This is a genomic window from Embleya scabrispora DSM 41855 (assembly GCF_000372745.1).
GTDB classification, from domain to species: Bacteria; Actinomycetota; Actinomycetes; order Streptomycetales; family Streptomycetaceae; genus Embleya; species Embleya scabrispora.
Genome location: NZ_KB889667.1, coordinates 86,158 through 102,666, shown reverse-complemented (window position 1 = coordinate 102,666; position 16,509 = coordinate 86,158). Strand labels below are relative to the sequence as shown.

At 69.4% G+C, this 16,509-nt stretch carries 14 protein-coding genes and 1 tRNA gene; 11 read left to right on the top strand and 4 right to left on the bottom strand.

From position 1 onward, the window contains the following. Positions 1-128 precede the first annotated feature (128 nt). The 4 genes from A3IC_RS0121365 (at position 129) to A3IC_RS0121350 (ending at position 4,170) form a co-directional block, all read left to right on the top strand. Positions 129-1,172, top strand: a complete 1,044-nt coding sequence (locus tag A3IC_RS0121365; RefSeq protein WP_020552091.1) for a hypothetical protein — start codon at positions 129-131, stop codon at positions 1,170-1,172. Between the two features lie 41 nt (positions 1,173-1,213). Further along, on the top strand, positions 1,214-2,224 hold the full coding sequence (locus tag A3IC_RS0121360; protein ID WP_026218548.1) for a clavaminate synthase family protein: 1,011 nt from the start codon (positions 1,214-1,216) through the stop codon (positions 2,222-2,224). A 331-nt stretch (positions 2,225-2,555) separates the two neighbouring features. Beyond that, positions 2,556-3,617, top strand: a complete 1,062-nt coding sequence (locus A3IC_RS0121355; protein ID WP_020552089.1) for a ferritin-like domain-containing protein — start codon at positions 2,556-2,558, stop codon at positions 3,615-3,617. Between the two features lie 130 nt (positions 3,618-3,747). Next, on the top strand, positions 3,748-4,170 hold the full coding sequence (locus tag A3IC_RS0121350; protein ID WP_020552088.1) for a hypothetical protein: 423 nt from the start codon (positions 3,748-3,750) through the stop codon (positions 4,168-4,170). Between the two features lie 136 nt (positions 4,171-4,306). Here A3IC_RS0121350 and A3IC_RS0121345 read toward each other — a convergent pair whose 3' ends face one another. After that, positions 4,307-4,759, bottom strand: a complete 453-nt coding sequence (locus A3IC_RS0121345) for an ATP-binding protein (RefSeq protein WP_026218547.1) — start codon at positions 4,757-4,759, stop codon at positions 4,307-4,309. Positions 4,760-4,929: 170 nt separating this feature from the next. On the opposite strand from A3IC_RS0121345, the gene A3IC_RS0121340 reads away from it, so the two are divergent. Further along, positions 4,930-5,817, top strand: coding sequence for a helix-turn-helix domain-containing protein (locus A3IC_RS0121340; RefSeq protein ID WP_020552086.1), 888 nt, complete (start codon positions 4,930-4,932; stop codon positions 5,815-5,817). Further along, on the top strand, positions 5,814-6,005 hold the full coding sequence (locus A3IC_RS0121335) for a DUF397 domain-containing protein (protein ID WP_020552085.1): 192 nt from the start codon (positions 5,814-5,816) through the stop codon (positions 6,003-6,005). Before A3IC_RS0121340 ends, A3IC_RS0121335 begins: the two co-directional genes overlap by 4 nt. Before the next feature lie 120 nt (positions 6,006-6,125). On the opposite strand, the gene A3IC_RS0121330 is transcribed toward A3IC_RS0121335, so the two are convergent. Next, entirely contained in the window at positions 6,126-7,376 is a 1,251-nt protein-coding gene (locus A3IC_RS0121330; protein ID WP_020552084.1) for a hypothetical protein, read from the bottom strand. Positions 7,377-8,137: 761 nt separating this feature from the next. Further along, the gene (locus tag A3IC_RS55680) at positions 8,138-10,867 is read right to left on the bottom strand and encodes a M28 family peptidase (RefSeq protein ID WP_079026583.1); all 2,730 of its coding nucleotides are present in this window, start codon (positions 10,865-10,867) and stop codon (positions 8,138-8,140) included. Positions 10,868-11,119: 252 nt separating this feature from the next. Here A3IC_RS55680 and A3IC_RS70150 point away from each other — a divergent pair, with 252 nt between their 5' ends. Continuing rightward, entirely contained in the window at positions 11,120-11,725 is a 606-nt protein-coding gene (locus A3IC_RS70150; protein ID WP_211232303.1) for a site-specific integrase, read from the top strand. Between the two features lie 116 nt (positions 11,726-11,841). Here the strand turns inward: A3IC_RS70150 and A3IC_RS0121315 are convergent. Beyond that, positions 11,842-11,918, bottom strand: a tRNA-Pro gene (locus A3IC_RS0121315). 44 nt (positions 11,919-11,962) lie between these two features. Here A3IC_RS0121315 and A3IC_RS0121310 point away from each other — a divergent pair. The 4 genes from A3IC_RS0121310 (at position 11,963) to A3IC_RS55670 (ending at position 16,446) form a co-directional block, all read left to right on the top strand. Continuing rightward, positions 11,963-13,006, top strand: coding sequence for a hypothetical protein (locus A3IC_RS0121310; RefSeq protein WP_158696039.1), 1,044 nt, complete (start codon positions 11,963-11,965; stop codon positions 13,004-13,006). Further along, positions 12,996-14,048, top strand: coding sequence for a helix-turn-helix domain-containing protein (locus tag A3IC_RS0121305; protein WP_020552080.1), 1,053 nt, complete (start codon positions 12,996-12,998; stop codon positions 14,046-14,048). Before A3IC_RS0121310 ends, A3IC_RS0121305 begins: the two co-directional genes overlap by 11 nt. A 37-nt stretch (positions 14,049-14,085) precedes the next feature. Next, positions 14,086-15,006 carry a DMT family transporter gene (locus A3IC_RS0121300; RefSeq protein ID WP_026218545.1) on the top strand — a complete coding sequence of 307 codons (921 nt, stop codon included), beginning with the start codon at positions 14,086-14,088 and terminating at the stop codon, positions 15,004-15,006. 279 nt (positions 15,007-15,285) lie between these two features. Next, positions 15,286-16,446, top strand: a complete 1,161-nt coding sequence (locus A3IC_RS55670; protein WP_205353904.1) for a M28 family peptidase — start codon at positions 15,286-15,288, stop codon at positions 16,444-16,446. The last annotated feature ends 63 nt before the right edge of the window (positions 16,447-16,509 follow it).

Here is a 16,509-nt window from a genome sequence, read left to right as displayed (position 1 = left end):
AATGGTCTTGCAGTTCAGGGTTTCGTGTGGAGCGCTCCTGGCGAAGTACAGCCATGGGCATATCGCCGGTTGCCGGTCATCCTGCTGTCGCTGTTTTCCGCGAGCCCCGAGGCGGGCGGTCCGTCCCGGTGCTGGGCACGCGGGTCGATGCCGAGGCGAAGCGCACCGCGCGCGTGCTGGGCGGGTTGGCGACCCATGCCAGACCTGTCGAGCGGACCGTCGCGCTGCGGCAGGCCGCCTTGGCCGCCGGTGAGTTGGTGGCCGCGCTGTCGGCTCTGGCTCCGGCCGTGGCCGGTGAGGGACTGCCGGCGGAGTCGATCAGTCAGTCGTTCTTCCGGGTCCGTGAAGGGGAACTGTCGGATCAGCAGGCCGCCCTGCACGGTGTCCTGGTTGTCCACCGCGGTCTGGAAGACCTGTGTGAGGCTCCGCTGTCGGGTGCCGACCTGGCGCTGGAGGCGGCCGGGATGCGGCAGTCGGTGCTCGACCTCACCGGCGCAGCGCCGGGCGACGGCCCCGACTCCGTACCGCCGGTGGTCGTCCCCGGGCCTGCTGCGGGGGAGTCGTTGGAGAATGTGTGGAGTGCTCGGTGGCTCATCGGGCACCAGGTCCACGTCTTGTTCAACGTTTGTGCCGCGGTCGCCGTGGCCGACGCCACCCGCCATCTGCGGCACGGCGACGGCGATGCCGCGCTGCTGCGGCTGGCGGATGCGACGGTGTACGTGCGGGGCTTCCCGGCGGCCATGACCCACGCCAGTACGGTCCCGGCCGATTACTACATGACGGCGATACGCCACACCATGGCGCCTCCGTCGGTGGACGTCCCGTTGAGCGGGCGCCAACATCGTGGATACAAGCTGTTTCGGGCGGCGATGAAGGACCTGCTGTCCGTGGTTCCCGACTCCTACGAGCAGTTGGCGGCCCGCGCCCCGGAGTTGGCCGAGGCACGGGGCGCTCTCCTGGAAGCCGACATCGTGGACGGTGAACGGCACGTCACCCTCGCGTACTCGATGGTGCATCTACACCGTTCCATCGCCCAGAAACCGGAAGGCCCCGACAACGCCGTCGCCGAACTACGGCACATGCGCCATCGCCGCGCAGCCCGGTACGCCTCCCTGATCCGATTCGGGGACCACTACATCGCCGACGCCGTGGCCGGCCTGCGCCACTCGTGAGTCCGCGTGTCCGCCACCCACACCTCCGGCAGGAGACCCTGATGCCCGAGACGACGCCCGGCACCACCCGAAGCCCTGCCGTCGCCGGCGACTGGGCACTCGACCCGGTCGACGCCGGCGCGTGCGAGCGGCTGGCCCGCACCCTGTGCACGGGCGGGCACGACCACGTCGACAACCCCGAGTGGGTGGCCCGGGCCCGGGACGCCTGGGAGGACCTTCCCTTCCCGTTGCGCCGTGGGGTGCGCCGGTTTCGAAGGCATTCCGGGCCGCACGGCACATTGGTGATAGGCGGCCTGCCCGTCGATGAGGCGGCCCTGCCCGCGACACCGTCCGTACCCGGCTCGGTCCAGCGCCGGGCCACCGTCTCGGCCGCAGTGCTCACCATGGTGGCCTGCGGGCTCGGCGAGCCTCTCGCCTACCGGGCTGAGAAATCCGGTGCCCTCGTGCAGGACGTCGTGCCCGTGCCCGGGCAGGAGAGCTTCCACGGCAACGCCGGATCGGTGCCGCTGTCCTTCCACACCGAGAACGGCTTCCACCCCCACCCACCCGACTATGTGATCTTCCTGTGCCTGCGCGCCGACCACGACCGGATCGCCGCCATGCGCGTCGCCGGCATCCGCCAAGCGCTGCCGCTTCTCACCCCGGCCGGCCGCCAGGCCCTGTTCGCACCGGAGTTCATCACCACACCACCACCTTCCTTCGGCCCCGACGCCACCGCGAGTGAGCCCGATGCCAAGCCCCGACCGGTGCTGTCGGGAGCGGTAGAGGATCCCGACATACGGATGGCCCAACTCGTCACCACCCCGCTCACCCCTCGGGCCACCGCGGCGCTGACCGAATTCGGCCGCGCCTGCGAGGCGACCGCCCGCACCCTGCGCCTGACTCCCGGCGACCTGGTCATCATCGACAACCGCGTAACCGTCCACGGCCGCACCGCCTTCCGCCCCCGTTACGACGGAGCGGACCGCTGGCTGCAACGCACCTACGTCACCACCGACCTGCGCCGCTCCCGCGACCACCGCCCCCACGACGGCCACGTACTCGCCCGCTGACCGGCGTCCAGTCCCACGGATAGGTGTTCCCGGACGCCCGGAACCAGCACTTCAGGCTCGCTGAACGACGTCGGGGAACTCGGGGACCGCACGCCATCCGTGCGGTCCCCGACCACTCGAAGACACTGCACGGGCTGCGAACGGCGGCCCGCTGTTCCCCCTCACGGAATTTCACACATACGCGGTGTGCGCGCGGATCGAGCCGCGAATCACCCGGATGGTTGTCTCGTTTGGCGACGGACCGCGGGCCCGGGGCGCCTACGTTTGAATCCGTCGACGGTGGACCACGCCGGGCGCGTTTTCATGTACGGATCGGAAAGGTTGCGGTGTGATGACCCAAACCCTCGAGTACCAGAGCAACGCCATCGTCGAACTGATGGGGGTTCGCCCCACGGAACGTGACGCGGAATGGCTCAGGCACGCGCTCCAGCAGGCGATCATGGTCGAGGTCGCGACCATCGGCCCCTATGCGAGTGGCCTGTGGTCCATCGAGCAGAGGCAAGGGCCGGTCTACGACGCCATCCGGGCGGTCATGTTCGACGAGATGACCCACATGGGGCTGGTGTGCAACATGCTCACCACCATCGGCGGGAATCCGGTCATCGCCGACGCGAGCGTGGTGCCGAAGTACGAGCACCCGTTGCCGGGTGGTGTGCGACCCGAGTTGATCGTCTTCCTGGAGGGCTTGAACAAGGCTTCCGTCGAGATGTTCTCCGAGATCGAGCGTCCGGACGACCCCGTCGCGCAATTCGAGACCTTCACCACGATCGGAGCCTTCTACACCGCGATCGAGGAGGCGTTCGAAGCGCACAGCCACCTGATCACCGGTGCCCGACAGATCGACTACTCGTTGGCGCACCACGGGCAGGGCAACAACATCGTCCCGCTCGACAGCATCGAGAAGGTCCGCGCCGCCCTCGAGGTCATCAAGGAGCAGGGCGAGGGCACCTCTGCCTCGCCCGAGAATCCCTTCCCCGGGCGGCCGGGAGAACTGGCGCACTTCTACGTGTTCCGCGAACTCTTCCACGGCCGGAAGCTGATCAAGGTCTCGGAATCCCCGGACGTCTGGGACTTCACGGGCGATGCCATTCCCCTGCCCCCGGCGCACCCCATGGGCAGGGTCCCCGAGGGCGGCTGGGCCAACGACCCGACGAACGCTCCCACCCCCGAGATCCGGGAGACTCTCGACGCGTTCAACGCCGAGTTCAGCGCGATGTTGCGGGCGCTGGAGCGCGCGTGGCGGGCGGACGATCCGAACGTGGGCAAGAGCGAAGTGGGTGCCGCGGTCGGCCACATGTTCAAGATGGGGCCCCTCGCGCGCTCCCTGATGGTGAAGCCGCTTCCGGACGGCGGCGGGAAGACCTACGGACCGGAGTTCCTCTACGTCGAATAACGGCATACCGCGCTTCAGCGGGTGGCTCCGGAAAGGCCGCGGACTTCGTCGTTCGGCACCCGGACGGAGAACGGCGACCAGGAGCCGGACGACGAACCCGAGGAAGCCGGACGACACGGGGCCGAGCACTGTGCCCAGCGCCCAGGCGTTACGGCAGGACGTGCCTCACCCCGGCCGTTTCCCCGAACCGGACGGCGACTGGACAGCGCTCACCCATCAGGCCGCCGCCGCCCTCGGCGACAAGGCCACGGCCGCCGCACCCCACCTCGTCGTCGACGAGGGCCAGGACCTCTCGCCGGGCTTCCACGGGCTCGTCCGTCTTGCCGCCTCCTCCGTCACGGTGTTCGCGGACGAGTGCCGGCGCCTCACCGAGACGAACTCCACCCTCACCGAGATCACCGGCGCCCTCGGCTGCTCCACGCAGGGTGTCGGGATCACCGGCCACCGCAGTACCCGTGAAATCGCCTCCCTCGCCGAGCAGTTCCCCGTCGGGGACCCCGACCCCAGATGCCGATCCGCAGCGGGGCCCTGCCCGTCGTCCGCTACTGCTTGACGCCGATGCGGTGCCGGGCTGTCGGGTTGCCATGGAGGGCCCGACGGGTGTGTCCAAGGCGAGTTGAAGCGTTCGGTCGTGCTCGCGGGTGCTTCGGGCCGACCGGAAGGACCGGATGCCGTTGTGGCCGACGCGATCACGTGCGCGGTGCTCGTTCCGACAGCACGGCCCGCACGGTCTTGCCGCCGTGTGGATGGGGGACGGCGTCCCAGTGGTCGACGAGGGCGGTGACGAGCGACAGGCCGCGCCCACCGGTAGTGAGTGCGTCCGGTTCCGCGGCCGTCGCGTGTGGCGGGGGAGCGAGGTCCCCGCGAGCGTCGATGACTTCGACGCGGAGGCGGCGGGCCGGCGGGTCGTAGACAAGTACGAGTCGGACGCGGTGGCCCGGCGGGCTGCCATGGAGGACGGCGTTGGCGGCCAGCTCCGCGACGACGAGTTCGGCGCGCTCCGTGAGGTCCTGCGGCACGTCCCAGGACCGCAGCTCGACCATGGCGAGAAGCCGGGCGAGTCGGGCACCGCGCGGTGTGGAGGACAGCATGTGCGCGAAGGTGCGGGCTGGGGCGGCAAGTTGGCGAATCGCTCGGTCCATGGAGCCAGCGTGCGGCCGCCGCGCCCCTGGGGACCAGCAGAATGCCACGTACGCACAGTCAGTGTACGGACACGAAGAGTGGACGGTACGGGTGATTTTCCGCCACGATGGGCGGTGCCCGGGGCAGCTCATCAGGGCCGTTGTGATGCGGCATGAGAAAGGGGCGGCGGATGGACATCGTCGGAGTCGAGGGGGAGGCGTCCGGGGCGGTCGGCGCGCGAGCGGTTCCGGTGGGGGAATGGGAGCGGGAGCCTCACCCGTCCGACAGTCTGCGCACGTTCGGAGCCGTCGTCCAGGCACTGCGCGAGCACGCGGGCCTCAGCCGGGTCGACCTCGGCGCCCGGGTCCAGTACTCCAAACACACCGTGGAGTCGGTGGAGTTGGGCCGCCGAATGCCGGACGAGGCGTTCGTGGAGCGCGCGGAGGAAGCCCTCGGCAACACCGGTGCGCTGCGCAAGGCCGCCCGACACCTCACGCGCGGAGACGTGGGGCTCGCGGCGTGGTTTCGACGGTGGGCAGTGCTGGAGCGGGAGGCGGCGAGCCTGTGCACGTACGAGTGCCGGTTGGTGCCGGGGCTATTGCAGTCGGAGGCGTACGCGCGGGCGGTGTTCGACGGCACGATCCCGCTGCGGACCGACGAGGAGCTGGATACGCAGCTCGCCGCACGAATGGAACGGCAGGCCATGATGCGGGAGCGGCCGACCGTGCCGTTCAGCTTCATCGTCGAGGAGCACGTGTTCCAGCGGCGGTTCGGTGATGCTCAGGCGATGCGTGAGCTGGTGGACCACGTCCTTGAGCGCAGTGCTCCGCGTAACGTGACGCTTCAGGTGGTGCCGCTGGCGGCTGGGCTGCATGCGTGCCTGGATGGAACCATCCGCATTCTGGAGACTCCCTCGGGGCAGAGGCTTGGCTACTCCGAAGGGCAGGAGAACGGACGGCTGATTGCCGACCGGAAAGAGGTGAGCCTGCTCTGCCAACGCTATGACACACTGCGCTCGCAGGCCCTGAACCCCACAGAAACCCGGGCCTTGCTGGAGCGACTGCGAGGAGAGCTATGAGCAGCGGTGTGTCGGAACTCGCCTGGTTCAAGTCCAGCTACAGCGGCAGCCAGGGTGACGACTGCGTGGAGGTCGCGATCACCGAACAAACTATCCACGTAAGGGACTCCAAAGACGTGTCCCGCCCGGCGTTCGCCGTGGGCCGCGCGGAGTGGGCTCCGTTCGTACGGTCCGTGGCCGGGCGCTGATTGCCTTGTCCGCCGCCTGACACGACTGGAGTTCGAGGTGTCAGGCGGCGTGGCTCGTTTTGAGGCTCTTCGCAGTCGAGGGTGTCCGGGCCGCGCACGTGGCCTATGGTCGGCGCTCGCTCAGCTTTTCTCGTCGCGTTCCTCGTCCCCGCGCCGACGGCGCGCTCGCCCGGCGATCTCGCCGGCGAGCCTGCCCTTTACCGCGCCGGCCCGATCGAGGGTCTCGCTGCCGATGCTCTTGGCGGCTCCGACGCCCCTGGCTCCTGTGTCGAGCGCCTTATCCCTCACCTCTGTGGCCGCCTCCACCCATCGCCTCGCCTCCGATGACTGACGGCCGGACTCGATCCCGAGCCGCCCGTGGAAGTCATGGACACCGGTTACGACATGGTTGCTCGACCGGACCACAGCCGGGGACTTGGTCGGGTGCAGCAGCACCTTCGCGTTGGCCGTGCCAGCCGCCGCATTCATTCGGGCCACCAGACGCTCGGTGCTTCGCGAGATGAGATCCAGCCGGTTCTGTCGGGCAGTCCGAAGCCCGAGGCGGTGATCGTCCAGCTCATCCGGAGTCGTGTTCAGCACTCGGTCGAGTTCGAGCACCGCGATCGCGTCCTGTAGTTGGAAGCAGCGAGCCAGAACGGCGAGCCACTCCCGAACTTTGGACTCGGCTTCCTCGGCTGCCGTGGCGATGTCACCGATCTTGGTCTCGCGCTCCATCTTCTCCGCGAGCGCGTCGAGTTGGCGCAACGCGTACACCTGGGTTGTCGCGATCGTCGTCGGCGCGTTCTGCACCTTCGACCACGTGATCTCGGAGACCCGGCCCACCTGCTTCCGGATGGTCATGGCCTCTTCGATCGAGAGGTCCACTGCGATCATGTGCGCCAACGCAGCGTCCTTCTGTGCGCGCAGCACGTCATCGACCTTCTTGTCGATCGTGGCGAGATAGTCGGTGATCTCGTCCATGGACTGTTGCATCGCAAACTGCGCCATGATCCCTGCGGCACCGGCAAGCGCCGCCGGGTTGCTCAGAAACGCTCGGGGCGACTGCGCGATTTCGATGAATCCCCTGATCTGGCCCTTCTTTCCCCTCACCACACCCGTACTGAGACCCGTCTTCCGGCTGTTCCGCAGTCCGTACTTCTTGACCAGCTGTGCCGACTTCGGAGTCAGTTTCACCCAGTGACCGGAGTTCGCGGCGATGTCCGACCCTGCTTGTGCGACTGCAGCTCCCGTGCCGAAGACGGACTTGAGCCGTTCCAGTCCAAGGCCTTTCGACGACAGTCCCTCAGAGACGAGGAAGTGTTCGACATCCGTCGCATCTCCGATGACTGCCAGTCCATCACCGTCACTGATCAGCTGAATCTCGTTGTCCATCCCGGGCCGGGCCCTCGTGGGCCCGGCCCTCGAACACGGGACGACAGGAATTGAACCTGCGACCCCTTGACCCCCAGCAACGCAGGGTGTGGCAAGGAGGTGGTTCACGGCTCTTTGGACGTGCCGGCACAGTCCCGGGAGGTACGTGGACGTCCGGAAAGGTGCGCGGTTGTTGTCACGCAGGGGCGGGTGCCTTGCTCCATAGCGGTGATCCGGGATTCCGCAACGCTAGAACGCTGGAGGTTACGACGCGCCCGCTTGCCGCGATATACGACCTGAACTTTGCGCTTCGAACGCGTCTGCCATGGCGGTCAGGACGTTGGCCACGGCTCGGATCCCTGTCTGGCCGGCCGGCACCTTGGCGCGATCGGTGACCTCATTGACCTGGGTCCCCGGCCCGCAGCGGCTTCACCGCAGCCGCGAACCGGTCGACCGGGCTGTGGTTGGGATCGTTGACTGGAGAGCCGGATGCCTGGAAATCGGGCCCATCCGGTTCGGGAAGGGCCGTCTAAAAGGAACCTCGGCCAGGGGCACCTCGTCGGCGGCCTACTTCATTCGGAGAGCGGCCTGGAGAAACGGGCCGGTGGCAACACCGGAACCGTGCTTCAGGCCGACTCAACCGGGCGGGTGAAGGTCCTTGACTCCGGGATTGACGGTTCCATCCGGAGATAGAACTTTTTCGTCCTTGGGGAAAGGGGCTGCGTGGGGGCGATCACCGGTACGCCCTGCTCCAGCCGGCCGGTACCGGTGATTGTCAAGGTCTAGGTGGTGGGCGTGGTGACGCCGACTGCGGTCTTCCAGATTGCGTACGCCACGCCGTCGGCGCTGCGGTTGAGCACCGTGGCGTTGATGTTGCTCGTGGTGTCACACGCGGAGTGGTAGCACGAGTCGTAGGAGGCGCCGGCCGTGCCGCCCCACTTGGTCGCCTGTGCCGAGCTCTTGGTGGCGCTGGCACCGGCCGCGTAGCCGGAGGTGGGGATGCCGGCCCGCTGGAAGGAGTAGTCGTCGGAGCGGCCTTGGCCCTCGACGTTCTCCTCGGGACGCAGGTTCAGCGTGTCCCAGTACGCCTTGAGGGGCGCAGCGGTGGCGGAGTTGATGTTGTTGATGAAGTAGCCCGCGTTGCGTGAGCCGACCATGTCGAAGTTGTAGTAGCCCCTGATCGCGGAGCGCTGTGCCGAGGTGAGTTGGCCCACGTAGAACTGCGAGCCCTGGAGGCCCTGTTCCTCGCCGGCCCACCAGCCGAAGCGCACGTGCTTGGTGAGGGTGGGGTTGGCCCGGGCGAGCGCGAGGGCGTTCTCCAGGAGGGTGGCCGAGCCGGAGCCGTTGTCGTTGATGCCGGGGCCCGCCTGGACGCTGTCCAGGTGGGCACCGAACATGACGACCTGGTTGGCGGGGCCGCCGGGCCAGTCGGCGATCAGGTTGTTGGAGCGGTATCGGCAGGAGGTGCAGACCTGCTCGGACACGGTGAAGCCGGCGGCCTGGAGCTTGCCCTTCACGTAGGCCACGGACGCGGTGTAACCGGCGCTGCCCGCACGGCGGTTGCCGCCGTTCTGGTTCGCGATGGTGTTGAGCTGGGTCAGGTGCGCCTGGACGTTCGCCACGTTGATGTCGGGCGGCACAAGGCTCCGGTTGCCAGGACCTGTGACGGTCAGGGTGTACCGGGCGGTGTGCGTGGCGGTGGGGCTGCTAGCGGTGACGGTCACGGGGTAGGTGCCTGCCGGCGCGGTCGAACTCGCCGACAGGGTCAGGGTCGAGCCGCCCGCCTGGACGGACGCCGGGTTGAAGGTCGAGGTCACACCGGTCGGCAGACCGCTCGTGGACAGGGTGACGTTCTGCGCCGCGCCTGCGGTCACGGCCGTGCTCACCGCGGTCGTGATCGAGTCGCCCGGTGTCACGATGCCCGAGGGCGAGGTGAAGGCGACCGAGAATTCGTCGCGGCCGGAACCTGCGGTGCAGGTGGGGTCACCGGTCTGGGCGGGCACGCTGATGGCGTTCCAGGCGGCCTTGGTCTTGTTGAACAGACCACACGTGGGGTCGAGGGTCTTCGCCGATTTCAGGGTCGCGGTGCGGTACTTCTTGTAGGTCATGCCGCTGGTCTTGAGCAGCATGCCGCCATAGAAGACTTTGCCTGCGGACTTGATGCCGACGCCGGTGAGCGTGGTGTTGTTACAGGTGGGGCTGGTGGGCTTGCCGCCGCCGGGGTTGGTGCCCTCGGCGAGCAGGTAGAACCAGTGGTTCATCGGTCCCGCCGCCGCGTGCTCCTCGGTGTTGGGGATCGACGAGCTGTAGCAGTTCGGGTCGCCGTTGGTGGAGGGCTTGTACATGTAGCGGATGGGGCCCTGGCCGACCAGGTTGACCGTTTCGCCGACGGTGTAGTCGGGGGTGTCGTAGGGCGAGGATTCGTTGGTGTACGCCTCGGTCAGCGCGCCCATGATGTCGCCGGTGGACTCGCCCAGTCCGGGTTCGGTGCCGGCGCCGCCGGGGGTGAACTGGTCGATTCCGTGGCCGAACTCGTGGCCCACGACGTCCATCGAGCCGATCCACTTGTTCGCCTGGTTGTGCCCGATCGAGATGGACGAGCCGTCCCAGTAGGCGTTGACGTCGTTGAGGCCGACCTTGACCGGCCAGCTGCCGCCGTTGCCGTTGTGCCCGTTGCGACCAAGCCAGTCACGGAGCATGTTCCACTCTTTTTGGGCCGCGAACATGACGTCGGCGCAGCCGGTTTCCTTGCTGGACGCCTGGCCGTTGCCCCACGAGTCGGTGGACTTGGAGAACACCGTTCCGGTGGAGTAGTCCGCGCAGGACAGGCCGGGTCGGCCCGGGTCGCGCAGCGAGTACCTGGCACCGGACTTGGTGGTGTCGATCGGGATGTTCGGGCCGTTCCACTGGCTGTTGCCGGTGCCGGCCTTGACGTCGTCGACCGTGTCGAGCACCGTGCCCGTGCTCGCATCGACGAAGACGTGCAGCCTGCTGGGCGCGGTCGCGGTGCGGCCGACGACCACGGTCTCCCAGGCGAGATTGCTCCGACCGTCCCTGACCCGGACGACCAGGCGGTGTGACTCGACCCGGTCCACCGACGCGAGTTCGGCCCTGGAGATGGTCTCGGCGGCGTCGGCCGTCACGATCGGCTGGACCGTGGTGGATATCTGCACATCGCTCGCGGACTGGGCCGCGCGGACGCGGCCCTTGCCGTCGGCGAGGACGACGGCGTCGCCGCCGACGACCGGCAGGCCGCGGTAGGTACGCTCGTAGGCGACGGAGTACAGATCGTCGACCCACGGCGTCACCGCCTGCCGTTCGTACTGTTCGTCGGGTCCCTTGGCCAGGACGTCCAGGCCGCTTGCGGCGGCCCGGTCGGCGGCGGCGACGGCCGGCGCCTGAGAGCCGGGCGGCGCGGGCGGGTCGGCCGCGGCCGACTGGGCCGCCGCGCCGATGGTGAGGCCGGCGAGTAAGGCGAGGACGGTCCCGGTGGTGGTCATTCTTCGATTCATCGAGGCTCCTTGGGTGGAAGGCAGACCTCGACCACGCCACCGACCTGCTGTCGCGGGCACCTCGTGAGGGCCGCGGACGACCGAGCAGGACGGGGTTCGTGCCCGAGCAAGCGAAACATTCACACAGGCGTCCGTGCCGGGCGAAGGGATCCGGCCGAACCGGCAAATTCCGGGAAACGAGCCCTCTTCGGGTGCTCTGGGACCACGGCCGGGCGCCGTGTGCCGACCCGCGCACGCCGCCGCACGCACACCGTGGCCCTGGACTACGCCGCTGCCGAACACCACCCCTGCGCTTGGTGCGGGACCGGGTCGTTCCTGCCCTTTCGGGAAGTGCCGGGCCGGCGTGCAGGGACCGGTATACAGGGGCTGATAGACCCGCTCGTTGGCGCACAGGGTGGTCACCGTGACGAGCCCGTTGTCGGTCTTGCTCAGCCGTCCCAACCACTGACGGCGCACATGCGCGGTCGCGGTATCCGGAATCGTTCGGCCGTTGCGGCCGCAGGCCCTGTTGGATCGTTTCCGTCGCTGGTCCGTCGAGGCCGGCTGCCCCGGATCACGATGCACGACCTGCAGCACCTGGCCGCGACGCTGACGATCACCGCGGGTGTGCTCCTGACGGTGATGTCCAAGACGTTGCGACACTCGACGTTGTCGACGACCGCGAACATCTACGCTCACTTGACCCGTCAGGCTGCGCACGACGCGGTGGACGCCATCGAGGAGGCCCTCGTCGGTGCCGAAGGGGTGGACGCGAGGATCAACCTACCGAGTCGATTGCGACCAGATCGCGACGACCCATCCGGCTTCGTGACCTATTCGGACCGATCTACGCCGCTGCAGTCGCGGGCCGTTCGATGATGTGGCTCGGGGTCGGTCGACAGCCGTGCGACCACACTGGCGACCACCACGCCCCGAGACGCGGAAAAGGCCGTCCTCCCATTTCTGAGAAGACGACCTCCGACCTGCGTAAACGCTGGTCGGGACGACAGGATTTGAACCTGCGACCCCTTGACCCCCAGTCAAGTGCGCTACCAAGCTGCGCCACGTCCCGGTGTTCGGCTGGCCGAACACCGAAACCATATCGCACTCTGGGGGGTGGTCCGCCACGTGGTTGTTCGGTGGTGTCGGGCGTGGGGAGGGGGGTGGGTCCGGGAAGATCTTGGGGTGGCTTATCCGGTGAATGTCGATGTCGTGCCGCTCGAGACCTATCCCGATCTGGATGAACTCCAGCGGCTCGGGGTCGGGGCGTTGCTGAGTGATGGGCTCGAGTCCGTGGAGGGCTTCGAGGAGGCGGATGGGGTCGGGGTGGACCTGGTGGACTATCGGGTGACGCCTCGGTCGGACGGGGCTGCCGTGTTGATGTCGGTGGATGCGCCGACGTTGGAGGCGGCTGAGCGGACGGCGCGGCAGATGGTGCTGGCGGTGTTGGAGGCCAGTGTGTTGCTCGCGGAGTGGCGGGTGGTGCGCAGCGAGGTGCAGCTGCATGAGGAGTTGGTGTACGAGAGTTTGTTGGCGGCGGAGGGGCCGGATGCGCCCGCGGGGGATCCGGCGTTGCGGGCGCGGCGGCCGATGCCGGAGGAGCGGCTGCGGATCGAGCGGCAGGCCGCGGGGGTGCGGGCCTTCGGGCTGGATGCCTTCGGGTGTGAGCCGGACACCGCACAGCCGGACGTCCCGGAGGAGAAGGCCCGGCTCGCGGCGGGCGCGGTGGCGAGTTCGGTCGGGGTGCTCGTGGATCTGTTGTTCACGGATCTGGTGAACCTTCGCGAGGCGGACGGGGCTTCGTTCTTCGTGCTGGATGCGTTGCCCGTCCTGGAGGAGGGGTTCGTTCGGCGGTTCGTGGTGGCCGCCGTCACGGTCACCGGGCGGCTCGGTGGGAACGAGTGGGCGCCGCCCGCCTGCTTTGCCGAGGAGATGGCGTTGCGGTTGTTGGTGGATCAGGCGGCGTCGTTGTTGGAGCGGCACGGGCTGTACGACGACGACGTCGAGGCGGCGTTCGTGACGTTCAGCGATGCGGCGTCGGACGATCCGGAGTCGGTCGAGCTGCGGCTGTCGGACCCAGGGCCGGAGGAATGGTTCGAGCCGATCGTGCCGGGGCGGCCGGTGCATGGATATTTGAGAGCGCATCGACATGAATGGTGACCCCGCACCGGGAGGCTCGGAGGGCCTCGGCGACCGCCGCGCCCCCGGTGGCTCCGGCGACCACCGCGCACCCGGCGGCTCCGGCGACCGCCGCGCACCCGGCGGCCCGGGCGACGGCCGCGCACCCGGCCCATCCGGCGACCGTGGCGACTGTGCCCGTCCCCGCGCCGGCGTGCGGGCGCGGCCCGATTCCGGGCGGGGCGAGTCCGCCGTGTGGACGCGTGTGTACGGGGTCGAGGACGCGCCGCTCGACCTGATGACCGCGCGATTTCGGCGGCACCGGTACGCGCCGCACGCGCACGAGGAGTACGCGATCGGGGTGTGCGTCGAGGGCGTCGAGCAGATCGGCTACCGCGGCGCGGTGCACCGTTCCGGGCCCGGCACCATCGTGGTCGCCGAGCCCGGCGAGACGCACACCGGCGGGCCCGGCATCCCCGAGGGGTACGCCTATCGGGTCTTCTACCCGTCGGCCGCCCTGGTCGGCGAGGACCTGCCCGGCCCCGCCCCGCACTTTCCGTCGCTGCTCGTGGCCGATCCGGCGCTCGCCGCCGAGATGGTCGCCGTACACGTGCACCTGACCGCCGGCGGTGACGCGTTCGAGGGCGAGTCCCGCGTGGTGGAGGTGCTGCGGGCGCTGGTCGCGCGGTACGCGGTACGGGCCCGAACCGATCGGCACGGCTCGCCGGACGCGGCCCGGGTGGCCCGCGCGGTCCGCGAGCGGCTGGCCGATGAGCTGGTGCGGCCACCCTCGCTCGGCGAGTTGTCGGCCGGGATCGGGCTGTCCCGCTACCAGACCCTGCGTGCGTTTCGCGACGCGGTCGGGCTGCCCCCGTACGCCTGGCTCGCCCAGCATCGGGTTGCCCGTGCCAAGGTGCTGCTCGCCGCGGGGATGACGCCGGCCGAGGTGGCGCTTGCCGTCGGGTTCGCGGATCAGGCGCATCTGGGGCGATGGTTTCGCCGGGTGCTGGGCGTGACCCCCGCCGGCTACCGCAGCAGCGTGCTGCGCAACAACGTTCTAGACCGATCGGCCCCGCGTGGTTGAAGATCCTCTTCGATCAAGAGATTGAGGGGACACGGCCGTGAGTCGTCGTGGAGCGTTGTTGTTCGCGTGCATGTGCGTGATCTGGGGGATCCCGTACCTGCTGATCAAGGTCGCGGTGGACGAGGTGTCGCCCGGTGTGCTGGTGTTCGTGCGCACCGGACTCGGGGCCCTGCTGCTGTTGCCGTTCGCGCTGCGGGGCGCGGGCATGCGGGGACTGGCCCCGTACAAGTGGCCGCTCCTGGTGTTCGCGGTGACCGAGTTCGTCGGGCCCTGGTGGATGTTGTCGGACGCCGAACGGCGGCTGTCCAGCTCGACGACCGGCCTGCTGATCGCTTCGGTACCGATCTTCGGGGCGGTGCTGGTGTACCTGATCGGCGGAACCGAGCGCATGGGGCCGGTGCGCTGGGCCGGCCTCGCGATCGGGTTCGGCGGGGTCGCGGTACTGGCCGGCCCCACGCTGGGCGGCGGGGACCCGTGGGCGGCGCTCGAGGTGCTCGCGACGGCCCTGTGCTACGCGGGTGCGGCGCTGGTGGCGGAACGCAGGCTCAAGGACGTGCCGAGCCTGCCGATGACCGTGGTGTGTCTGGGCTTCACCGCGCTGGTGTACGTACCGCTCGCCGCCGTGCAGTGGCCTTCGCACGTGCCGGGCGGCAAGGCGCTGGGTGCGATGGGCGTGCTGGCGCTGGTGTGCACCGCGATCGCGATGGTGATCTTCTTCGAACTGGTGCGCGAGGTGGGCGCGGCGCGGGCGACGGTGATCACGTACGTCAACCCCGCGGTCGCCGTGGCGGCCGGGGTGCTGATCCTGGACGAGAACTTCACGCTCGCGATCGGGGCGTCCTTCGTGCTGATCCTGAGCGGAGCGGTACTGGCCACGCGCAAGAACGCGACCCCGGCCGCGGCGACCGACGAGACCACGGACCTGCCGGGGGCGGTGGACGCGCCCGGGCGCTGCTAGGGCTGCGCCGGACTGAGCCCATTGCCCGAGCCCACCCTCCCCGGAGCCCCCGGAGCCCCCGGAGCCCCCGGAGCCCCCGGAGCCCCCGGAGCCGGGCCCACCCCCCTCGAACCGACTCGCCGGTAACAAACGTGCTCGGCGGGGCGGACAGGGTGCCGGTGGGCGTGGCATCGTGGCGGGATGACGAGCCGCGGGGGAAACGACGCACATCGGGGGCACCGCCACGGGAAGCGGTCGCGCCGGCCGTCCGAGGCCGAACTGCGGGCCGTGATCGAGCCGTTGGCTGAGATCGAACGGCTGCCCACCTCGGCCGGCGAGCGCGAGGCGGCGCAGCGGATCGCGGAGATGTTGCGCGAACTCGGGGCCGGGGACGCCGTGGTCGAGGAGGAGCCGGCCTACGCGTCGTACGCGCGCCCGATCGGGACGCTCACCGCCATCGCGACGGTGGCGGGTCTGCTCGCAGGGCGATCGCGGGTCGCGGCAACGCTGGTCGCCGCCGCGGCCACACTCGGCATCGCCGACGACATCTCCTATCGCGGCCAGTACGCCCGCCGCGCGCTCGGCGGCCGCCGGCGCAGCGCGTACAACGTGGTCGCCTCCGTCGGCGACCCCGATGCCGCGCGCACCCTCGTGGTGACGGCACATCACGACGCGGCGCCCACGGGAGCGGTGTTCGACGAGCGGGCCGCGCGCTGGGTGGCCACCCGCTACCCGCATCTGCTGGACAAGGCGAGCGAAAACCCGCCGCTGTGGTGGCCGGTGGTCGCCGGCCCCGCCCTGATCGCACTCGGCGCGGCCACCGGGTCCAAGGGCATGCGCCGCGCCGGGATCGGCCTCGCTGCGGTGAGTACGGCCGCGTTCACCCAGATCGGTCGCAGCCGCGCGGTCCCGGGCGCCAACGACAACCTGTCCGGGGTCGCCGTGCTGGTCGCGCTCGCCACCACCCTGCGCGACGAACCCGTGGACGGCGTGCGGGTGTTGCTCGTATCGGCCGGCGCCGAGGAGGCGCTCCAGGAGGGCATCCGCGGTTTCGCCCGCCGCCACTTCCCCGAACTCGATCGCGAACGCACATGGTTCCTCAACGTGGACACGGTCGGATCCGGCAATTTGGTCCTGTTGGAGGCCGAGGGCCCGCTGCGCATGGAGCCCTACGACATCCCGTTCAACAACCTGCTCTCCGAGTGCGCCACCCGCAACGACATCGCGGTGCTGACCGGACTGCGCTCGCGCAGTTCCACCGACGGCGTGGTGCCCAACCGGCACGGCTACCCGACGGCGACCCTGGTCTCGATCGACGACCAGAAGCTGATCCCGCACTACCACCTGCACACGGACCTGCCCGAACACGTCGACTACGACTGCGTCGCCGACGCCTGCGCACTCGCGGAAGCGGCGGCACGGGCGTTGTCCCAGGTCGAACGGCCCGTTGTCACCGGGTAGTTCCAAAAGCAGCGGATGGTCCGGGCAGCCCGACTGCCCGGACCGCCCGGGCAGCCCCACCAC